Source organism: Pseudomonas sp. GW823-FHT04A03, from assembly GCF_058796615.1.
Genome location: NZ_JBXAIV010000012.1, coordinates 58,872 through 76,089, shown reverse-complemented (window position 1 = coordinate 76,089; position 17,218 = coordinate 58,872). Strand labels below are relative to the sequence as shown.

13 protein-coding genes are annotated in these 17,218 nt (G+C 61.7%); 6 read left to right on the top strand and 7 right to left on the bottom strand.

Going from position 1 to position 17,218, the window contains the following annotated elements:
• Window positions 1-105 precede the first annotated feature (105 nt).
• Together AC1Q9F_RS24265 and AC1Q9F_RS24260 are read left to right on the top strand one after the other, a co-directional pair.
• Entirely contained in the window at window positions 106-786 is a 681-nt protein-coding gene (locus AC1Q9F_RS24265; RefSeq protein ID WP_085697973.1) for a heavy metal response regulator transcription factor, read from the top strand.
• Complete coding sequence (locus AC1Q9F_RS24260) at window positions 776-2,161, top strand: heavy metal sensor histidine kinase (protein ID WP_492621094.1); 1,386 nt, start codon at window positions 776-778, stop codon at window positions 2,159-2,161. The genes AC1Q9F_RS24265 and AC1Q9F_RS24260 overlap by 11 nt, the downstream gene beginning before the upstream one ends.
• A 131-nt stretch (window positions 2,162-2,292) precedes the next feature.
• Here AC1Q9F_RS24260 and AC1Q9F_RS24255 read toward each other — a convergent pair whose 3' ends face one another.
• Window positions 2,293-3,297 carry an AraC family transcriptional regulator gene (locus AC1Q9F_RS24255; RefSeq protein ID WP_492621095.1) on the bottom strand — a complete coding sequence of 335 codons (1,005 nt, stop codon included), beginning with the start codon at window positions 3,295-3,297 and terminating at the stop codon, window positions 2,293-2,295.
• Window positions 3,298-3,397: 100 nt separating this feature from the next.
• Here AC1Q9F_RS24255 and AC1Q9F_RS24250 point away from each other — a divergent pair, with 100 nt between their 5' ends.
• Window positions 3,398-4,471 (top strand): fatty acid desaturase, encoded by a 1,074-nt coding sequence (locus AC1Q9F_RS24250; protein WP_492621096.1) that lies wholly within the window; start codon window positions 3,398-3,400, stop codon window positions 4,469-4,471.
• A 54-nt stretch (window positions 4,472-4,525) separates the two neighbouring features.
• Here the strand turns inward: AC1Q9F_RS24250 and AC1Q9F_RS24245 are convergent, their stop codons facing one another.
• Genes AC1Q9F_RS24245 through AC1Q9F_RS24235 form a run of 3 tightly spaced genes read right to left on the bottom strand, consistent with a single transcriptional unit; the run spans window position 4,526 to window position 8,561 of the window.
• The gene (locus AC1Q9F_RS24245) at window positions 4,526-6,136 is read right to left on the bottom strand and encodes an arylsulfatase (protein WP_273536945.1); all 1,611 of its coding nucleotides are present in this window, start codon (window positions 6,134-6,136) and stop codon (window positions 4,526-4,528) included.
• Window positions 6,137-6,150: 14 nt separating this feature from the next.
• The gene (locus AC1Q9F_RS24240) at window positions 6,151-6,966 is read right to left on the bottom strand and encodes an ABC transporter ATP-binding protein (RefSeq protein ID WP_492621097.1); all 816 of its coding nucleotides are present in this window, start codon (window positions 6,964-6,966) and stop codon (window positions 6,151-6,153) included.
• Window positions 6,963-8,561, bottom strand: a complete 1,599-nt coding sequence (locus tag AC1Q9F_RS24235) for an ABC transporter permease (protein WP_492621098.1) — start codon at window positions 8,559-8,561, stop codon at window positions 6,963-6,965. Before AC1Q9F_RS24235 ends, AC1Q9F_RS24240 begins: the two co-directional genes overlap by 4 nt.
• A 303-nt stretch (window positions 8,562-8,864) precedes the next feature.
• Between AC1Q9F_RS24235 and AC1Q9F_RS24230 the strand changes: the two genes are divergently transcribed.
• Complete coding sequence (locus tag AC1Q9F_RS24230; protein WP_011331920.1) at window positions 8,865-9,878, top strand: ABC transporter substrate-binding protein; 1,014 nt, start codon at window positions 8,865-8,867, stop codon at window positions 9,876-9,878.
• 39 nt (window positions 9,879-9,917) lie between these two features.
• Here AC1Q9F_RS24230 and AC1Q9F_RS24225 read toward each other — a convergent pair whose 3' ends face one another.
• Window positions 9,918-10,838 (bottom strand): LysR family transcriptional regulator, encoded by a 921-nt coding sequence (locus tag AC1Q9F_RS24225; RefSeq protein WP_085608580.1) that lies wholly within the window; start codon window positions 10,836-10,838, stop codon window positions 9,918-9,920.
• 180 nt (window positions 10,839-11,018) lie between these two features.
• Here AC1Q9F_RS24225 and AC1Q9F_RS24220 point away from each other — a divergent pair, with 180 nt between their 5' ends.
• Window positions 11,019-11,939 carry a TauD/TfdA dioxygenase family protein gene (locus tag AC1Q9F_RS24220; RefSeq protein WP_492621099.1) on the top strand — a complete coding sequence of 307 codons (921 nt, stop codon included), beginning with the start codon at window positions 11,019-11,021 and terminating at the stop codon, window positions 11,937-11,939.
• Window positions 11,940-12,026: 87 nt separating this feature from the next.
• Here the strand turns inward: AC1Q9F_RS24220 and AC1Q9F_RS24215 are convergent, their stop codons facing one another.
• Both AC1Q9F_RS24215 and AC1Q9F_RS24210 read right to left on the bottom strand, forming a co-directional pair.
• The gene (locus AC1Q9F_RS24215; protein ID WP_443579217.1) at window positions 12,027-13,637 is read right to left on the bottom strand and encodes an alkaline phosphatase family protein; all 1,611 of its coding nucleotides are present in this window, start codon (window positions 13,635-13,637) and stop codon (window positions 12,027-12,029) included.
• 101 nt (window positions 13,638-13,738) lie between these two features.
• Window positions 13,739-14,683 carry a LysR family transcriptional regulator gene (locus AC1Q9F_RS24210; RefSeq protein WP_492621100.1) on the bottom strand — a complete coding sequence of 315 codons (945 nt, stop codon included), beginning with the start codon at window positions 14,681-14,683 and terminating at the stop codon, window positions 13,739-13,741.
• Between the two features lie 165 nt (window positions 14,684-14,848).
• Between AC1Q9F_RS24210 and AC1Q9F_RS24205 the strand changes: the two genes are divergently transcribed.
• Window positions 14,849-17,209, top strand: coding sequence for a TonB-dependent receptor (locus AC1Q9F_RS24205; RefSeq protein ID WP_492621101.1), 2,361 nt, complete (start codon window positions 14,849-14,851; stop codon window positions 17,207-17,209).
• Window positions 17,210-17,218 lie beyond the last annotated feature (9 nt).

Genomic DNA, 17,218 nt, shown 5'->3' with positions numbered 1-17,218 from the left:
TATCCGCCGGTCCCCGTCGAAACCTCGTCAGTCGGATTACAAGTTTGTAATGGGCAATGCGGCCGAAGGGGCCTAGCCTGTGCCTCTGATCAATCGAGGTGTGCCATGCGTTTGCTGGTTGTAGAAGATGAAGCCAAAACCGCGAATTTCCTCGCCAAAGGGCTGGGTGAGTCGGGTTTTGCCGTGGATGTGGCACTGAATGGCCTCGACGGGCGCTACTTCATCGAGCAGCAGGAATATGACTTGATCATCCTCGATGTAATGCTGCCGGGCCTCAACGGCTGGCAACTGCTCCAGCTGATCCGTCAGCGTGGCGCCACGCCGGTGCTGTTCCTGACGGCGAAGGACGCCATCGAAGATCGCGTGCGAGGTCTCGAACTAGGGGCCGATGACTATTTGCTCAAGCCGTTCGCCTTCGCCGAACTGCTCGCTCGGGTGCGCACGTTGTTGCGGCGCGGGCCGATGCGCGAAGCCGAGTCGTACAGCATCGCCGACCTGGAAATCGACGTGCTGCGCCGCCGGGTCAGTCGTGGCGGCCAGCGCATCGCCCTGACCAACAAGGAATTCGCCCTCCTTCATTTGCTCGCCAGCCGTCAGGGTGAAGTGCTGTCGCGCACGCTGATCGCTTCGCAGGTGTGGAACCTGAATTTCGACAGCGACACCAACATGGTCGAAGTCGCGGTGCGTCGGCTGCGTTCGAAAGTCGATGATCCGTACATGCCCAAGCTGATTCACACTGTGCGCGGGGTCGGCTATCAACTCGAAGCGCCTGACGATGCGCGCTAGATCCATCGCCTGGCGCCTGGCCCTGGCGTTCGCGGCAGTCTGCGCGCTGGTGCTCAGCGCGATCGGCGTGTTCCTGTATCGCTCGCTGGCCTCGGAAATCGCCTGGCGCGACGACATGGCGTTGCTCGGTCGTCTGGAACAGGTGCGCGCGCTGCTCGCCGACAGCGACAGCCTCGACGCCTTGCAGGCGCGGCCACGGCTGTACCAGAACATGCTCGGCAACCTCGACAGTCTGCTGCTGGTGCAACGCGCGGACGGTTCGAATGTGATCGCGATCAACCCTCGCCAACGCGCACTGCCGTCCGTGCAGGCCATCCCCCGGGATCAACCGCCGCAACGCCGCGATGTGCTGACCTGGCAGGCGGCGGACGGTGTCGAGCTGGCCCTGTTGTCAGGTCAGGCCCAAGGCCCGAACGGCGAAGCGCTGACCGTGATCGCCGGCAAGGTCTTGAGCGAGCGCGAGCAGATGCTCGGCAGCTATCGCCTGCGCTTGTATCTGGCCGTCGGACTGGGTGCCGTGCTCGCCTTCACGCTCGGCCTGGTGCTGTTGCGCCGTGGTTTGCGGCCTCTGCGCGAACTGAGTGAAGCGCTGCGCGGCATCGACCTGCGCAGCCTCGACCAACGCGTCCCCACCGCCGGCACGCCAGCGGAATTGCTGGAACCGGTGCACGCGCTGAACGGCATGCTGGTGCGGCTGGACGACGGCTTCCAGCGCCTCTCACAGTTTTCCGCCGACCTCGCCCACGAAATCCGCACGCCCCTGCACACCTTGCTCGCGAGCAACGGCCAGGCACTGAATTACCCGCGCAGCAGCACCGAGTATCAGGAGGTGCTGGCGTCGAACATGGAAGAGTTCGAACGGCTCAAGCGCATGGCCGAAAACCTGATGTTTCTCGCCCGCGCCGAGCAGGCCGAGCGGGCGCTCGATCTGCGCACGCTGGAGCTGCACGAAATCGGCGATGAGTTGTGCGACTACTTCGAAGCCCTGGCCGATGACCGTGAAATCCGCCTCGAAAACACGTTCAGCGGAGAATTGCTGGCCGATCAGCAACTGCTGCAACGCGCCTTGGGCAACCTGTTGGCCAACGCCGTGCGCCACGCCGATGCCGGCTCGGTCATCAGCCTGTGCCGACGCGATGAACCAGGCATGTGCTGGTTGCAAGTCCACAACCTCGGCCCGGTTATCGCGGATGAACATCTGGGCAAACTGTTCGACCGCTTCTACCGCGTCGACCCGTCCCGCGCGGAGCCGGGAGATTCCGGCGGATTGGGACTGGCGATCGTCCAGTCGATCATGCAGTTACATGGTGGACGGGTGCGGGTTAGCAGTGATGCAACGGGTACGGTTTTTGAGCTTGGATTTTCAGCGATCTGAATGGCCTCTTCGCGGGCAAGCCCGCTCCCACAATGGTCGAGGTGTGACACGGATTTTTGTACGCCCCGATCCTTGTGGGAGCAGGCTTGCCCGCGAAGAGGCTGGTCGATTCAGTACAAATTCCCGACCCGTCAGCGCAACTGATCCCGAAACTGCCCCGGCGTCATCCCCGTCCAGCGTTTGAACGCGCGGCTGAAGCTGCTGGTATCGGCAAATCCCAGTAAATAGCTGACCTCGCTCAGCGAGCATTGCGGATCGCGCAGGTGCAGCAGTGCGAGGTTTTCGCGGCTTTCATTCAGCAGGGTGTCGAAGCGACAACCCTCGTCCGCCAGATGCCGTTGCAGGCTGCGCAGGCTCAGGTGCAGGGCCTGGGCGATGCGTTCGGCGCTGGGTTCGCCCTCGGGCAGTTGTTCTTCGATGGCGTCGCGTACCTTGCGCTCCCAGGTCAGCGGCTTGAGCTGGGCGAGGGTGCGTTTGAGCACTGCTTCGTTATGTTCGGCCAGTTCCGGGTTGGCGTCGTCCAGGTGACTGTCGAAGTCGGTGAGGGCGAATTCGATGCAGTCTTCGTCGGCGGAGAAATGCACGGGTGAGCGGAACACCTTGTGCCATTGATGCGCATCGGCCGGCTCCGGGCGGCGCAGGTACACCGCCAATGGTGCGTAGTCGCGGCCCAAGCGATTGCGGCAGGTGCGCACGTAAATCGCGGCGAAGGCGTCGATGGCTTCGAAGGCCGGAGCGGGGTTGTCGGTCGGGATTTTCAGGCGAAACCGATAGCGGTCTTCGGTTCGGGTCAGCTCCAGTTCCAGCGCGTCGCTGACCACCTGGTGATAACGCACGATCCGCTCGAACACTTCCCGCAGGCTGCCGCTGGCCACCAACGCATAGCCCAGCGCGTGAAACGTCGTGGGGCTGACGAACCGCGACACCCGCAAACCAATCGCCGGATCACCGCTGACCTGTACCGCGATTTCCCACAGGCGTGTGGTCGCGGACAACGGATAGCGGGCGTTCGGGTCGTCCATCAATTGCGGATCGAGCCCGGCCTGCTGACACAGGGCAGTGCTGTCCAGCCCCAGCGCATCGAGTTGCTTGCGCAGGGCGCGGGTCCAGCTGGCGAGAGAAGTCGGTTCCTTCATGCTGATTGGCGCTTCCGGTCAACAGGTTGGCGTTCTCGGCTACCGCGTTCGAAATCCGCGCGGGGCAGGATACGAACATCAATAACCAGAGGATGGAAGCATGGACCGTACTTCTGCAAGTCCCCAGCGACACAATGCTGCCCAGCGATCAGCGCATATTCGCGAAGTGGTGCTGGCGAAGGGCGTCGAGCTGCGCGAGCGCTACCCGATTCTCAACCATCAGGACGCCCTCGGCGCGGGGATTCTGGCCTTTGCCCTGGCCGGGATGATCGGTTCGGCGGCGCTCTATATCACCGGGCACATGGCGTGGTGGGCGTGTCTGTTGCTCAACGCGTTTTTTGCTTCGCTGACTCATGAGCTCGAACATGACCTGATCCACAGCATGTATTTCCGCAAACAGCGCATGCCGCACAACCTGATGATGGGGCTGGTGTGGCTGGCGCGGCCGAGCACGATCAACCCGTGGATCCGCCGTCATTTGCACCTCAATCATCACAAGGTGTCCGGCACTGAAACCGACATGGAAGAACGGGCGATCACCAACGGCGAGCCTTGGGGTTTTGCGCGGTTGCTGATGGTCGGCGACAACGTGATGTCCGCGTTCATCCGCATGCTGCGGGCCAAGACCTGGGCGCACAAGTTCAGCATCATCAAGCGCACTTTGAAGGTCTACGCGCCGCTGGCGTTGGTGCATTGGGGGGCGTGGTATGTGTTTCTCGGGTTCCATGCCGCCAACGGGATCGCCTACCTGATGGGCTCGCCGATTGAATGGTCGGCGACCACGTTGTCGGTGATGCAAGTGATCGACATCGCCGCTGTGGTCATCATCGGGCCGAACGTGTTGCGCACCTTCTGCCTGCACTTCATCAGTTCGAACATGCATTACTACGGCGATGTGGAACCGGGTAATGTGCTTCAGCAGTGTCAGGTGTTGAACCCTTGGTGGCTCTGGCCGTTGCAGGCGTTCTGCTTCAACTTCGGCAGCAGTCACGGGATTCATCATTTTGTGGTGAAGGAGCCGTTCTACATTCGCCAGTTGACGGTGCCGGTGGCGCATAAGGTGATGCGGGAGATGGGGGTTCGGTTTAACGATTTCGGGACGTTCGGACGGGCGAACCGGTTTGTTCGCAAGGAAGAAGTTCTGCAGAAAGAAGTGCAGACGGCTCAGGCTTGAAGATATCCGAAGCTATCGCCGGCGAACCGGCGATAGCCTTACATGAGCCCCCCCTCAATCCGGCTGAAACGGCGACTCACTCAAAATCACCCCGGTCTCCTCCACATACCGCTGCCAATGCTCGATCAGCGCTTCAAGCTTCTGCGGCTGACTCGACGCCAGGTCATGAATCTCCCCCGGATCACTCCCCAGGTCATAAAGCTGCCAGGTCGCCGGCCCCACCGGCCCGGGAATCCACACCGCCTTCCACTGCCCCTGCCGAATCGCCCGGCGCCCGAACAGTTCCCAGCCGGTGACGGTGTGTTCGTCATGCACCTGCGCCGTCTCGCCGGACAGGAAACCCAGCCACGATTTACCACGCAACGGCGCCACCGGTTTGCCGTGCCACTGCTTGCCCGGATGGCGCACACCGGCCAGATCGAGGATGGTCGGCGTGATGTCCATCACCGTGCCGAAACCATGGCTGATCTGCCCCTTCAGCGGCAGCTGCGGATAGTGCAGCAGTGCCGGAACGCGAATTCCGCCCTCGGTGGTGAACGCCTTGAACAGGCGCGACGGCGCGGTCGCCACCTGCGCCCAGTTCGGCCCGTACCAGACGTAGGAATTGGCGCGGCCAATGTTGTCGAGGCTGTTGTCGTAATGCTGGCTCAGGTAGGTCACCAGCTCCGGACCGAATTTCGGAAAGGCCTCCAGCAGCGCGCCTTCGGCACCGTTGTCGGACATGAACAGGATGAAGGTGTTGTCGAGCTGGCCCTGCTGGCGCAAGTAGTCGACGACGCGGCCGATGTTCCAGTCCATGCGCTCGACCATCGCTGCGTAGACTTCCATCGCCCGGGCGGAAATGCGTTTTTGTTCATCGCTCAGCGCGTCCCATTGCGCGGTCAGCTGGATCAGCGGATGCGGCTCGACATCCGGCTCGATCAGCCCCAGCGACTTCAGTTTTTCCAGACGCTCGAGGCGCAGCACTTCCGGCCCCGCGTCGTAGCGGCCACGGTATTTTTCGACGATGTCGGCGGGCGCCTGCAACGGCCAGTGCGGTGCGGAAAACGGCAGGTACGCGAAAAACGGCCGGCTCTGGTCACGCTCCTTGAGGTACTGCAACAGCTTGTCGCCGAAGGCGTCGGAGGAATAGAAATCCTTCGGCAATTCGTCGATGAACGTGTCGTCCTCGATGTACAGCGCCGGGGTGGATTTCAGCAGGCCGGGCGTGTGTTCATCGTAGGTCGGTTCGAATCCGTAGTGATTCGCCGCGCCGGGCAACAGCGAGAACGAGCGCTCGAAACCTCGGGCGTGGGGCGCCAGTTCGGCGGTCAGGCCCAGGTGCCATTTGCCGCTCATCAACGTCTGGTAACCGGCCTCGCGCAGCAACTCTGGCAGCGCGACGACACGGTCGTTGAGGTAGCCCTCGTAACCCGGTTTGCCGATCAATTCCGGGGTCAGGGTTTCAGCCATGGTGCCGATGCCGGCGATATGGTGATCGGTGCCGGTGAGCAGCATCGAGCGGGTCGGCGAGCAAGTCGGTGCGGTGTGGAAGTCGGTCAGACGCAGGCCGTTGTTGGCCAGGGCATCGAGGTTCGGCGTGGCGATTTCGCCGCCGAAGGCACCGATGTCGGAGAAGCCGAGATCATCGGCCAGAATCACCAGAAAGTTGGGACGTTGCGGCATCAACAGGCTCCTGTTCAGCAGGCAATGAACGACAGCGGCAGATCGCGGATCTGCACCGGTGCGCTCGGTTGGTAATGGTCGTCACTGGTCAGTTCGTGCAGCAGTTCTTCGCGCAACTGATGGAAGTCAAAACTGCTGCGCTGGCGCGGATGGGGCAGGGCGATGTCCACCACTTGTTTGATCCGGCCGGGGCGCGGTTCCATCACCACCACGCGATCAGCGAGGAAAATCGCTTCCTCGACATCGTGAGTGACCAGAATCGTGGTGATCTTTGCCCGCTCGCGAATCGCCAGCAGTTCGTCCTGCATCTGCTGGCGGGTCAGTGCGTCGAGGGCGCCGAAGGGTTCGTCGAGCAGCAGGATTCGTGGGCTCGCCACCAGACCGCGAGCAATCGCCACGCGCTGGGCCATGCCGCCGGAGAGTTGATGCGGGTAGGCACGGGTGAAGTCGCGCAGGCCCACCAGCTCGATGAAATCGTTGACGCGTTGCTGCTTTTCAGCGGCGCTCAGCGGCTCGTTGACCAGGCCCAGGCCGATGTTGTCGGCGACCGTCAGCCACGGGAACAAACGGTGTTCCTGAAACACGATGCCGCGCTCGCCGCCAACGCCGCTGACGGCTTTGCCATCGACGCTGATCTGCCCGCGAAACTGCGTATCGAGGCCCACCAGCAAGCGCAGCAAAGTGGATTTGCCGCAGCCGCTGGAGCCGACGATGGCGACGAATTCGCCCTCGGCAATGTCGAGGTTGAATTCGCGGATCGCCTCCAGTTCGAAACCGTCGACGTCGAAGGATTTGCCTACATGGTTGAAGCTGACAATCGGTGCGTTCATGCGTGTCTCCAGCGGGTGGCGCGGATTTCCAGGCGTTGGCCAATGAGGTTGAGCAGGGCGCCGGTGAGGCCGACCAGCAGCATCCCGGCCATGATCAGGTCCATGCGCAGCAGTTGTTGGGCGCCGATCATCTGGCTGCCGATGCCGCCGTTGGACGGCATGAAATATTCGGCGCCGATGGTGCCGAGCCAGGCGTAGATCAGGCTCAGGCGCAGGCCGGCGAAAATCCCCGGCGCGGCGCCCGGCAATACCAGTCGACGCAGACGCTGGCCGAGGCTCAGGCGCAGGACCTGCGCGGCTTCGTTGAGTTGTGGCGAGAGGTTGGCGACGCTACGTTGGGTTGCGACAAACAACGGAAAGAAAGCGGCGAGGGCGACGAACACCCACTTCGCCAGTTCGCCCAGACCGAACCAGGCGGTGAGCAGCGGCACCCAGGCGAAAATCGCGATCTGGCGCAGGGCGGCGAGGGTCGGGCCGAGCACGCGTTCGCTGGTGCGCGACAGACCCAGCAACAAGCCCAGCACGAGGCCGAGGCCGCCGCCAATCAGCAAGCCGCCGAGTGTGCGGCCCAGGCTCAGGGCCATGCCCGAGATCAACGTGCCGTCGAGCAATCCGTTTTTCGTTGCCTCAAGCACCACCCACGGGCTGACCAGAATGTTGGCATCGATCCATTGCTGATCGACCGCCAGTTGCCACAGCGCAAACAGCGCCAGCGGCAGCAGCCACGGCTGTACGCGCTGCCAGCCTTCGTAGCACGGGCCGCGACGAATCTCCGCCGTGGCTGGGTGCGGCCAGTGCACCAGTTTCCTGTCCAGCAGACCGATGCCGCGATCCATCGCCACGCCGATCAGACCGATCACCACGATGCACACGAAGACGATGTCGAGCATGAACAGCTGACGCGCCCAGACCATCAGGTAACCGATGCCTTCGCTGGAGGCCAGCAGCTCGACGGCAAGCAATGAAGTCCAGCCAGCGGCCAGCGCCAGACGCAAGCCGGCCATGAACGCTGGGAGGGCGGCGGGCAGCACCAGTCGACGAATCAGCAACCGTGGCGGCAGGCGCAACACGGCGGCGGCTTCGCGCAGTTTCGGTTGCGCATCACGCACGCCGACCAATGTGTGCAGGGTGACCGGCACCACGATGGCCTTGATCAGCACCACCAGTTTCAGCACTTCGCCGATGCCGAAAAACACCATGAACAGTGGAATCCACGCCAGCGTCGGCACCTGGGCCAGGCCGGCGAAGGTCGGAAATATCAAGCGTTCGAGGCGACGGCTGAAGCCCAGCGCCGCACCGAGCACCGCGCCGGCGCTAACGCCTGCCAGCAGGACCCAGAACAGCCGTTGCAGGCTGATCCACAAATGACTCCACAACTCGCCCTGGGACAGCTCGATCGCGCTGTTCCACACCAGTGACGGCGCCGGCAGGATCTGTTCGCTCATCCATTGATTGCGCGCCGCCAGCCACCACAGGGCGAACAGTCCGAGCGGCAATATCCAGGGTAAAACACGGTGGCTCAGGCTTGGCCAGGTGCGCCGGCTTTTCAACGGCGGTGCGGCCAGTGGCAGGCTGAGCAGGGATTCACGGGCCATGGTGACCTCCGTTGTCGGGTTGGATCGAGTCAGCGGAATTAGCTAAAAACAAATAGTTATAAGTGAGTTTGAAAATAATCATTTTGGAGATAAGCAGCGCCATTTAAGGCCTCCAGCCCTACGCGCATCCAATGCATTCGAAGAATATTTTCGATGCTCTCCATGCATACGGCTCTACATGTCCCGACTTTGCTGGCTTAGCTTGAAAAGCTATAAAAATGTGCTTTTTAAGTATTTAAGTGCTGATACGGATTGCGCCTACTTTCGGCTCCTCAATGCCCGCCGTGATTAGGAGCCGCACCCATGAACCTTCCCTTCAAACGTGTCATCAGTCTGTTTGCCGCGCCGGCGCTGGCGGGTCTGCTGGCGTTCTCTGCCCAGGCCGACGAGCTCAAGGAAATCAGAATTGCCGTGCCTGATCTGAGCGCGGGTACTCAACACAGCGGCGGGGGCATCGTCGACGTGCTGCGCGATCAGCAGATCTTCGAAAAGGCCTTCGCGGATCAGGGCATCAAGATTCAGTGGAGCTTCTTCAAGGGCGCCGGACCTGTGATCAACGAGGCGTTCGCCAACGGTCAGGTGGACCTGGCCTATCTCGGAGATCTGGCGGCCATCATTGGCAAGTCCAACGGTCTGGATACGCGCCTGCTCAGCGCCAGTGCCCGGGGTGTGAAGCAATATCTCGGCGTCGTGCCGGGTTCGGGGATCAAGACGTTGCAGGATCTCAAAGGCAAGCGCGTGGCGATCTTCCGGGGCACCGCGACCCAGTTGTCGTTCGATGCGGCGCTGGCCAGCGTGGGCCTGAGCGAGAAGGACGTGAAAGTGATCAACCTCGATTTCAACGCAGCGGTTGCCGCGCTGGCGGCGAAGCAGATCGATGCGTCGTGGGGCAGCTCCGGGCTGACTGCATTGCAGGCCAAGGGCCTGGCCGAGTTGCCGCTTAACACCAAGGACCTCGGTGGCGCCGGCAGTGTGCAGTCGGTGCTGGTGGGCACCGGCAAGTTTGTCGACGGGCATCCGGAAGCCGTGGCGAAGTTGCTCAAGGCGCAGCAGCAGGCAGTAGAGTGGCTGACTCAGGACAGCAACAAGGACGCTTACGTGCAGCTTGTGTCGGGACTCGCGAGCTATCCGCCGGTCATCCTCACCCAGGATCTGAAGGATCAGAATCTGAGTGAAGTGTTCCCGTCGACACTGGATCCGCTGTTCCTCGAAAACCTGCAGGGCAAGGTGGATCTGGCGGCGCAGCAGAAGCTGATCCGCAAGCCGTTCAAGGTGAACGAGTGGGTGGCGCCTGAGCTGGCGGCTGCGAAGCTCTGAGTCATGCAGTCATTCCCGCGCAAGGCGTGGGAATGACCCTCAAACCGCGACGCTGATCGCCTGTTTATCCACCGCCACCAGCGTCTCGATCATCGCCCGCGCCGCCGGTGACAGCCGGAATCCCGTGCGGCTCACGATCCCGCACCGCGCATTCATGCTCTCCAGGTTCTGCGGCAGATTGCGCCAGTGCAGCAGCGCCAGCGAGCCTTGGGCGATGTCCTCGACAAACGCCTCTTCAGTGCCCACGCCAATCGCGTCGGATTGCAGCACCACTTTCACCAGCGCCGGAAAATGCTCGGTCTCGATGGTCGGTGAGAAATCGATCCGGCCGCTGAGATTCGCCAGCAGTTTGCGAATGCCCGGCGGGATCAGCGTGGTCGCCAGCGGGTAGTCGAACATGTCATTGGTCGACAGGCTTTCCTTGGCCAGCAGTGGATGCCCCGGTCGGCAGAAAAATACCCCGCGCTTGGGTGTCAGCGGCTGGGTCTGGAAGTTCGGGTCGGATTCGAAATGGCGGATGTCGGCGATGAAGAATTCGATCTCTTCGCGGCTCAGGGCGCGGCTGAGTTTTTCCCAGTTATCCACCTGAAAACAGGTGCGTACTTTCGGGTGCGCATTGATGAATTGCGCCACCGCGTCCGGCACCAGTTTCACCGCCGGCGCCGGGCCGCAACCGAAGTGCAGTTCGCCGGCGTCGAGCTTGGTCATCTGCGTCACTTCGGCGCTGAGCAATGCGGCGCCCTGCACCAGGGTCAGGGCGTGTTGCAGCACCACCTGGCCTTCGGGCGTGGGGCGCAGATCCTTGTTGCCGCGATCCACCAGCACGCAACCGAACTCCTGCTCCAGCCCTTGAATGCTGCGGCTGAACGCCGGTTGAGTGATGCCCATGGCATCGGCCGCGCGGACAAAACTGCGGTGTTCGTTGAGGGCGATGAAGTAGCGCAACTGGCGAAGATCCATATGCTTTTCCGGCATCCTAAAAATAGCTCGAAGGCATTTGCGACGAGGTTGCTTGAGGTTTTAAATGCAAGCTCTTATTCCGTCAACGAAGCATGTGAATATCTATTAGATGTAAATGGAATATAGATAGAGCGTTGTTTCGCTGCCGTCCAACCGCAAGCAGTCGATGAGGGTCTACCCATGAGCAATGCCGCACTCGCTGTAAAACCCGCTGTCCACGCGCTGGACATTCATCCGGTGGCCGGCCGTATCGGCGCCGAAATCCGTGGCGTGCACCTGTCCGGTGAGCTGGATGCCGCGACGGTTGAAGCTATTCAACAGGCGCTGATCCAGTACAAGGTCGTGTTCTTCCGCGAGCAGACCCAACTCGACGATCAACGCCAGGAAGCCTTCGCGCATCTGCTCGGCGAGCCCGTGGCGCACCCGACCGTGCCGTCCCGCGAGGGCACCCGTTACCTGCTGGAACTGGACGGCGCCGAAGGGCAGCGCGCCAACTCTTGGCACACCGACGTGACCTTCGTCGATGCCTACCCGAAAGCGTCGATCCTGCGCTCGGTGGTGGCCCCGGCATTCGGTGGCGACACCCTCTGGGCCAACACCGCGACGGCGTACAACGAACTGCCGACCGAATTGCGCGAACTGGCGGACAAACTGGTGGCCGTGCACAGCAACGAATACGACTACGCCGGGGCGAAGCCGGACGTCTCGGCGGAGAAGCTTGAGCGCTATCGCAAGATCTTCACCTCGACCGTCTACGAGACTGAACATCCGGTGGTCCGCGTACACCCGATCAGCGGCGAAAAGAGCTTGCTGCTGGGGCATTTCGTCAAGCGCATCAAGGGCTATTCCCAGGCTGATTCGGCGCATCTGTTCGGCTTGCTGCAAAGTCATGTGATCCGCCAGGAGAACGTCGTGCGCTGGCGCTGGAAGGCCGGTGATGTGGCGATCTGGGATAACCGTTCGACGCAGCACTATGCGATTGATGATTACGGCACTCAGGATCGGGTGGTGCGTCGGGTGACGCTCAAAGGGGAAGTGCCGGTCGGGGCGAATGGGCAGCGTAGTCAGACCATCAAAGGCGCTGAAATCGTCGGCGTCTGATCGGGCCTCATCGCGAGCAAGCTCGCTCCCACCGGTTTGCGGCGCACACAAATCCTGTGGGAGCGAGCTTGCTCGCGATGCTTTTAATCACCAAACCCCGATCTGAACGAGCTTCTCGGTCTCCGGCTCCCCATAACGAAACCGCTGCCCACGCAAATCAATCTCCTGATGACTGATGGTCGTGCGCCGCTTCAACCCGCGCACCCACTCGAACAGATACCCCGCATGCTCCTCGCGCACTGCCGCATACGCCGGATCCGCGCCCAGATCCTGCAGCTCCTGCGGATCATTCAACAGATCGAAAAGCTGCGGCCGGAAGCCGTCGTACGCCAGGTATTTCCAGCGTTCGCTGCGCACCATGGTCATGCGGCAGCGGTCAATCGGCTGGCCCAGTCGCTCCCGTGCCGGGGCCTGAAAGGCGTAGTCGTATTCGCTGATCGCATAGCGGCGCCAGTCAGGGTTTTCACCGTGCAGCAGCGGAATCAGCGAGCGACCTTCAAGCCGATGCTCGGCACCCGTCACGCCCAGCGCTTCGAGAAAGGTCGGCACGCCGTCGATGGTTTCCGCCAGGCGTTCATCGACCGTGCCCCGCGTGACATCCGCCGCCGCACGCGGGTCGCGCACGATCAAGGGGACGCCCACCGCCTGCTCCAGCAAAAACTCCTTCTCGCCCAGCCAGTGATCGCCCAGGAAGTCGCCGTGATCGCTGGTGAACACGATCAGCGTGTCTTCCCAGCGACCGTTGCTTTGCAGGAAATCGAACAGCCGCCCCAACTGATCATCGACCTGTTTGACCAAACCCATGTACGTCGGGATCACGTTCAGTCGTACCGGATCTTTGGAGAAATTCAGGCTTTCCTCATGCTGGCGAAAGGCCTGATAGACCGGGTGGTCGCTTGGAGAGGCATTACGTACCGGTTCGAGAATCGATTTCGTACTGTACAAGGTGTGGTACGGCGCCGGTACGATGTAGGGCCAGTGGGGTTTGATATAGGACAGGTGTAAAAACCACGGTTTTTCACCTTGCTCACCGATGAAGTCGATGGCTCGATTTGTAGTGTAGACAGTCTCTGAATGTTGCTCGGGAATTCGCGCTGGCAAATGGGCATTGCGCATTTTCCAGCCGCTGAGGATTTCGCCGTTGTCGCCTTCGGCCGCGTTGGCCCAGTCGTGCCAGGGGTTGCGCCCTTCGAAACCCTGCTCGCGCAGGTAATGGGTGTACGGCGCGGATTCGCGTTTGTCATCGAACAGCGGGTCGTCGGGGAAGATGCCGTCGTGACGGAAGTACGGCTCGAAGCCGACTTCGTTCAGCACTTCGGCCTGAGCGCTTTCAGGGTTGATCGCCAACCGCTGCAAGGCATCCACGTTGGCCGTGGCGTGGGTCTTGCCAACCAGCGCAGTACGAATGCCGTGGGGGCGCAGGTAATCGCCGATGGTCAGTTCTTCAAGCGGCAGCGGGACGGCGTTCCACGCCACTTGATGGCTGCTGACATAGCGCCCGGTGTAGGCCGACATCCGCGACGGCCCGCAAATCGTGCCTTGGGTGTAGGCGCGGCTGAAGCGCACGCCAGCGGCGGCCAGGCGGTCGATGTTCGGGGTGTGCAGGTGCGGGTGGCCGTAGCAGGACAGGTAATCGCGGCGCAGCTGATCGCACATGATATACAGCACGTTGCGCACGGGGTTTTGCGGGTTGGACATGGGGTTCACCAGTCAGAAAGACAGGCGAGGTTTTTCGCTTTCGGCGAGGGTGTTCGGCAAGTGCATTCGGGGAATGCTTGCCATGCATGAAACGCATGGGCTCAGACGGCGAGGTTCGCCAGTGAACACACCTCTTCTTCCACCGCATCAATCGCCTTGATCTGCTCGATCATCGCCTCGGCCAACGGTGACAGCCGATACCCGGCGCGGCTGACGATTCCATAACGGGTGTAAAGCTCCTCCAGATCGTCCGCCAACCCTTCGACCTTCAAGCACAGCAGCTCACCCCGGGCCTGATGCAGCGCATCCGAATAGGCACCGACGATGCCGATCGCATCGGAGCGCAGCACCACGCCGAGCAGGCTGGCGCTGTTCTCGCACTCCACATTCGGAACGAAATCCGGGCGACCACTGAGGTCGACGATGACCTTGCGTAGATTCGGCGGGCGAATGCTGACGGCCAGTGGATAACTCATCAATTGCTCGGCCGTGACCCGATCCGATGCGGCCAGCGGATGCCCGGCGCGACAGCAGAAATGCCATTTGCGCGGTCGCAACCGGTGGGTCAGATAATCCGGATCTGCCTCGAAGTGCCGAGTGTCGGCGACGAAGAATTCGAACTCCTCGCTAAGGAGTCTTTTGCTCAGGCTTTGCCAGTCATCAACCTGGTAATGCACCCGCGCTTTCGGGTAGCGGCCGATGAAGCTGCCGATCGCTCGGGGGATCAATCCTGCCGCCGGCGCCGGGCCGCAACCGAAGCGTAATTCCCCCGCCTCCAGTCCGTTGAACTGGCTGATCTCGTTGGCCATCTGCTGCGCACCGCTGACCAGTCGCCGCGCGTGTTCAAGCAGCACCTGGCCCTGTTTGGTCGGCGGCAATTCCTTGCGCCCGCGATCCACCAACTGACAACCGACGCTGTGCTCCAGCGCCTGAATGCTGCGGCTGAACGCCGACTGCGACAGGTTCACCGCCTGCGCGCCGGCGACGAAGCTGCGTTGTTCGGCGAGGGCGATGAAGTGTCTGAGTTGGCGCAAGTCGATATGCATTTTTCACATAAAAAATATCCGGGAAATGCATTGGATATGCATTAGGTCGACTCCTTATAAAGGCAATCTCTTATGCAGTAAATCTTTGTAAAAACATAAATAAATAACTTAAAAGAATATGCGGCACGGAAGATGTCTGCGTGTTTTTTGACCAGGAGCAGCCCCATGAGTCCGTTGAACCTCGCTTCACCGCCGCCGCCACGACGGCTCAAACGTCTGCCTCTGGCCCTGTTGCTGGCGGGGAGTGCCAGCTGGACCCACGGCTACGCTGCGGAAACGGAAACCCCTGTTGCGGCACCGGCAGGCAAAAGCGCGACCGCCACTTCGCAACTGGAAACCGTGACCGTCACCACCCGTCGTCGCGAAGAAAGTTCTCAGGACGTGCCGACGCCAATGAGTGTGGTCAGCGGCCAGACTCTGGAGACGCAACGGGTCTACCGGATTCAGGATCTGCAGCAACTGGTGCCCAGCGTCAACGTCGCCTACATGCATGCGCGCCAGTCCAGCGTGTCGATCCGGGGCCTGGGCAACAACCCGGCCAGCGACGGTCTGGAAGGCAGCGTCGGCCTGTACATCGACAACGTTTATCTGGGTCGCCCGGGGATGGCGGTGTTCGACCTGATGGACATCGAACAGCTCGAAGTCCTGCGCGGGCCGCAGGGGACTTTATTCGGCAAGAACACCACCGCCGGGGTGATCAACATCAGCACTCGCGCGCCGAGTTTCACCCCGGAACGCAGCATCGAAACCTCGGTCGGCGAGGACGGTTATTTCCAGACCAAGGGCACGATTTCCGGGCCGCTCAACGATGTGCTGGCCGGGCGTTTGTCGGCCTATCGCACCCGCAGCGACGGCGACATCAAGAACGAATTCAATGGCCATGATCTGAACGGCGGATCCCGCGACGGCTTCCGTGCGCAGCTGCTGTTCAAGCCCAACGAGAATTTCAACCTGCGCTGGATCGGTGATTACAACGAAGAGGATTCCAGCGCCGGCACCCGCGTGCTGTACAACACCGGGCCGACCATCAACGGCGTCAATCTCTACTCGGCCCGCGCCGCCGCTGCCGGTGCGACGCTGGTCAACGGCTCGCACCGCAAGGTCAATCTGGACAACGACCAGCACGTCACCGTGCATCAGGGTGGCACGTCGGTGGAGGCCAACTGGACCCTGCCGAGCGACTTCACCCTGACCTCGGTCAGCTCTTACCGCTTCTGGAATTTCACCCCGCGCAACGACGATGGCCTCAACGTGCCGGCCACCTACAACGCCGGGGTGTCGGTGGAGGACAAACAGTATTCCCAGGAATTTCGCCTCGCCTCGCCCAAGGGCGAGTTCTTCGATTACGTCCTCGGCGCCTACTATTTCGGATCGGACCTGGACAACAAATCCTTCGCCTATTACGGCCCGCAGGCGGACATCTGGAACGGCACGCCACGGGGCGCGCTGGCCAACGTCAACAGCGTAGGCCGTGGCCATATCAAGACCGACAGCTTCGCGCTGTTCGCCCAAGGCACCTGGCACCTGACCCCGCGTCTGGATTTCACCGCCGGGGTGCGTGGCACCTATGAAGAGAAGAACGCCTGGGTCAATCGTGATGCGCCGGTCGGTGGCGCCGCTGTCACGGGTGCCGCAGCCACCGCGCGACGCGGTCGGACCGGCGCCTACGATTCCGGCGACCTGAATCAGTACAGCTCCAGCCCGTCCGGATTGCTCAACCTCAGCTATCGCTTCACCGATGATCTGCTCGGCTACGCCACCTTGTCTCACGGCGAAAAATCCGGCGGGGTCAACCTTGTGGTCGACTCGGCCCCCACCGCTGGCGCCGACTCGCTGCTGATCGGCACCGAGCGGGCCAACAACGCCGAACTTGGCTTCAAGAGCACGCTATGGGATCGGCGTTTGCAGCTCAACGCCAACGTGTTCTGGACTCAGGTCAACGCTTACCAGACCAACGCCTACGACGACGTCAACCGTGTGCAATACCTGACCAACGCCGGTTCAGTGCGCTCGCGTGGGGTCGAGTTCGAAACGACGGTAATCCCGTTGCGTGGCCTGACCCTGAACTTCAACGGCTCCTACAACGACGTCAGCTATCTCTCGTACAAGGACGCGCCGTGCCCGCCGGAAGTCAGCCTGGCGCCGGGTGCTCCGGCCTCTTGCGACCTCAGTGGCCATCAGGTGGTCGGCGCCTCGAAATGGATCGGCAACGCCAACGGCAAATACGAATGGACTCTGGATAACGGTCTGCAACCTTACGTCACCGGCAGCTATGCGTTCCGCTCGAAAGCGGTGGGCACGGTCGAAGATTCCGACTACGGCCAGATCCCGAGTTACGCGGTGGTTAATCTCTCCACCGGCCTGCGCGGCGATTTCAATCAGGGTCAGTGGGACGTCTCGCTGTGGCTGAAAAACGCCTTCGACAAAACCTACTACACGACCCTGTGGACCGGCGGCAACGGCGGCTATGAAGGCCTGCTCGGTACGCCGCGCACCCTCGGCGTCACCGGTCGCTACGACTTCTGATCGATCCTT

Coding starts and splice junctions, on each gene's coding strand:
- AC1Q9F_RS24260 (WP_492621094.1), top strand. CDS start 776: ATGCGCGCTAGATCCATCGCCTGGCGCCTGGCCCTGGCGTTCGCGGCA.
- AC1Q9F_RS24225 (WP_085608580.1), bottom strand. CDS start 10,838: ATGGATCTTCGCCAGTTGCGCTACTTCATCGCCCTCAACGAACACCGC.
- AC1Q9F_RS24210 (WP_492621100.1), bottom strand. CDS start 14,683: ATGCATATCGACTTGCGCCAACTCAGACACTTCATCGCCCTCGCCGAA.
- AC1Q9F_RS24245 (WP_273536945.1), bottom strand. CDS start 6,136: ATGCCGCAACGTCCCAACTTTCTGGTGATTCTGGCCGATGATCTCGGC.
- AC1Q9F_RS24205 (WP_492621101.1), top strand. CDS start 14,849: ATGAGTCCGTTGAACCTCGCTTCACCGCCGCCGCCACGACGGCTCAAA.
- AC1Q9F_RS24255 (WP_492621095.1), bottom strand. CDS start 3,297: ATGAAGGAACCGACTTCTCTCGCCAGCTGGACCCGCGCCCTGCGCAAG.
- AC1Q9F_RS24235 (WP_492621098.1), bottom strand. CDS start 8,561: ATGGCCCGTGAATCCCTGCTCAGCCTGCCACTGGCCGCACCGCCGTTG.
- AC1Q9F_RS24240 (WP_492621097.1), bottom strand. CDS start 6,966: ATGAACGCACCGATTGTCAGCTTCAACCATGTAGGCAAATCCTTCGAC.
- AC1Q9F_RS24215 (WP_443579217.1), bottom strand. CDS start 13,637: ATGTCCAACCCGCAAAACCCCGTGCGCAACGTGCTGTATATCATGTGC.
- AC1Q9F_RS24250 (WP_492621096.1), top strand. CDS start 3,398: ATGGACCGTACTTCTGCAAGTCCCCAGCGACACAATGCTGCCCAGCGA.
- AC1Q9F_RS24220 (WP_492621099.1), top strand. CDS start 11,019: ATGAGCAATGCCGCACTCGCTGTAAAACCCGCTGTCCACGCGCTGGAC.
- AC1Q9F_RS24265 (WP_085697973.1), top strand. CDS start 106: ATGCGTTTGCTGGTTGTAGAAGATGAAGCCAAAACCGCGAATTTCCTC.
- AC1Q9F_RS24230 (WP_011331920.1), top strand. CDS start 8,865: ATGAACCTTCCCTTCAAACGTGTCATCAGTCTGTTTGCCGCGCCGGCG.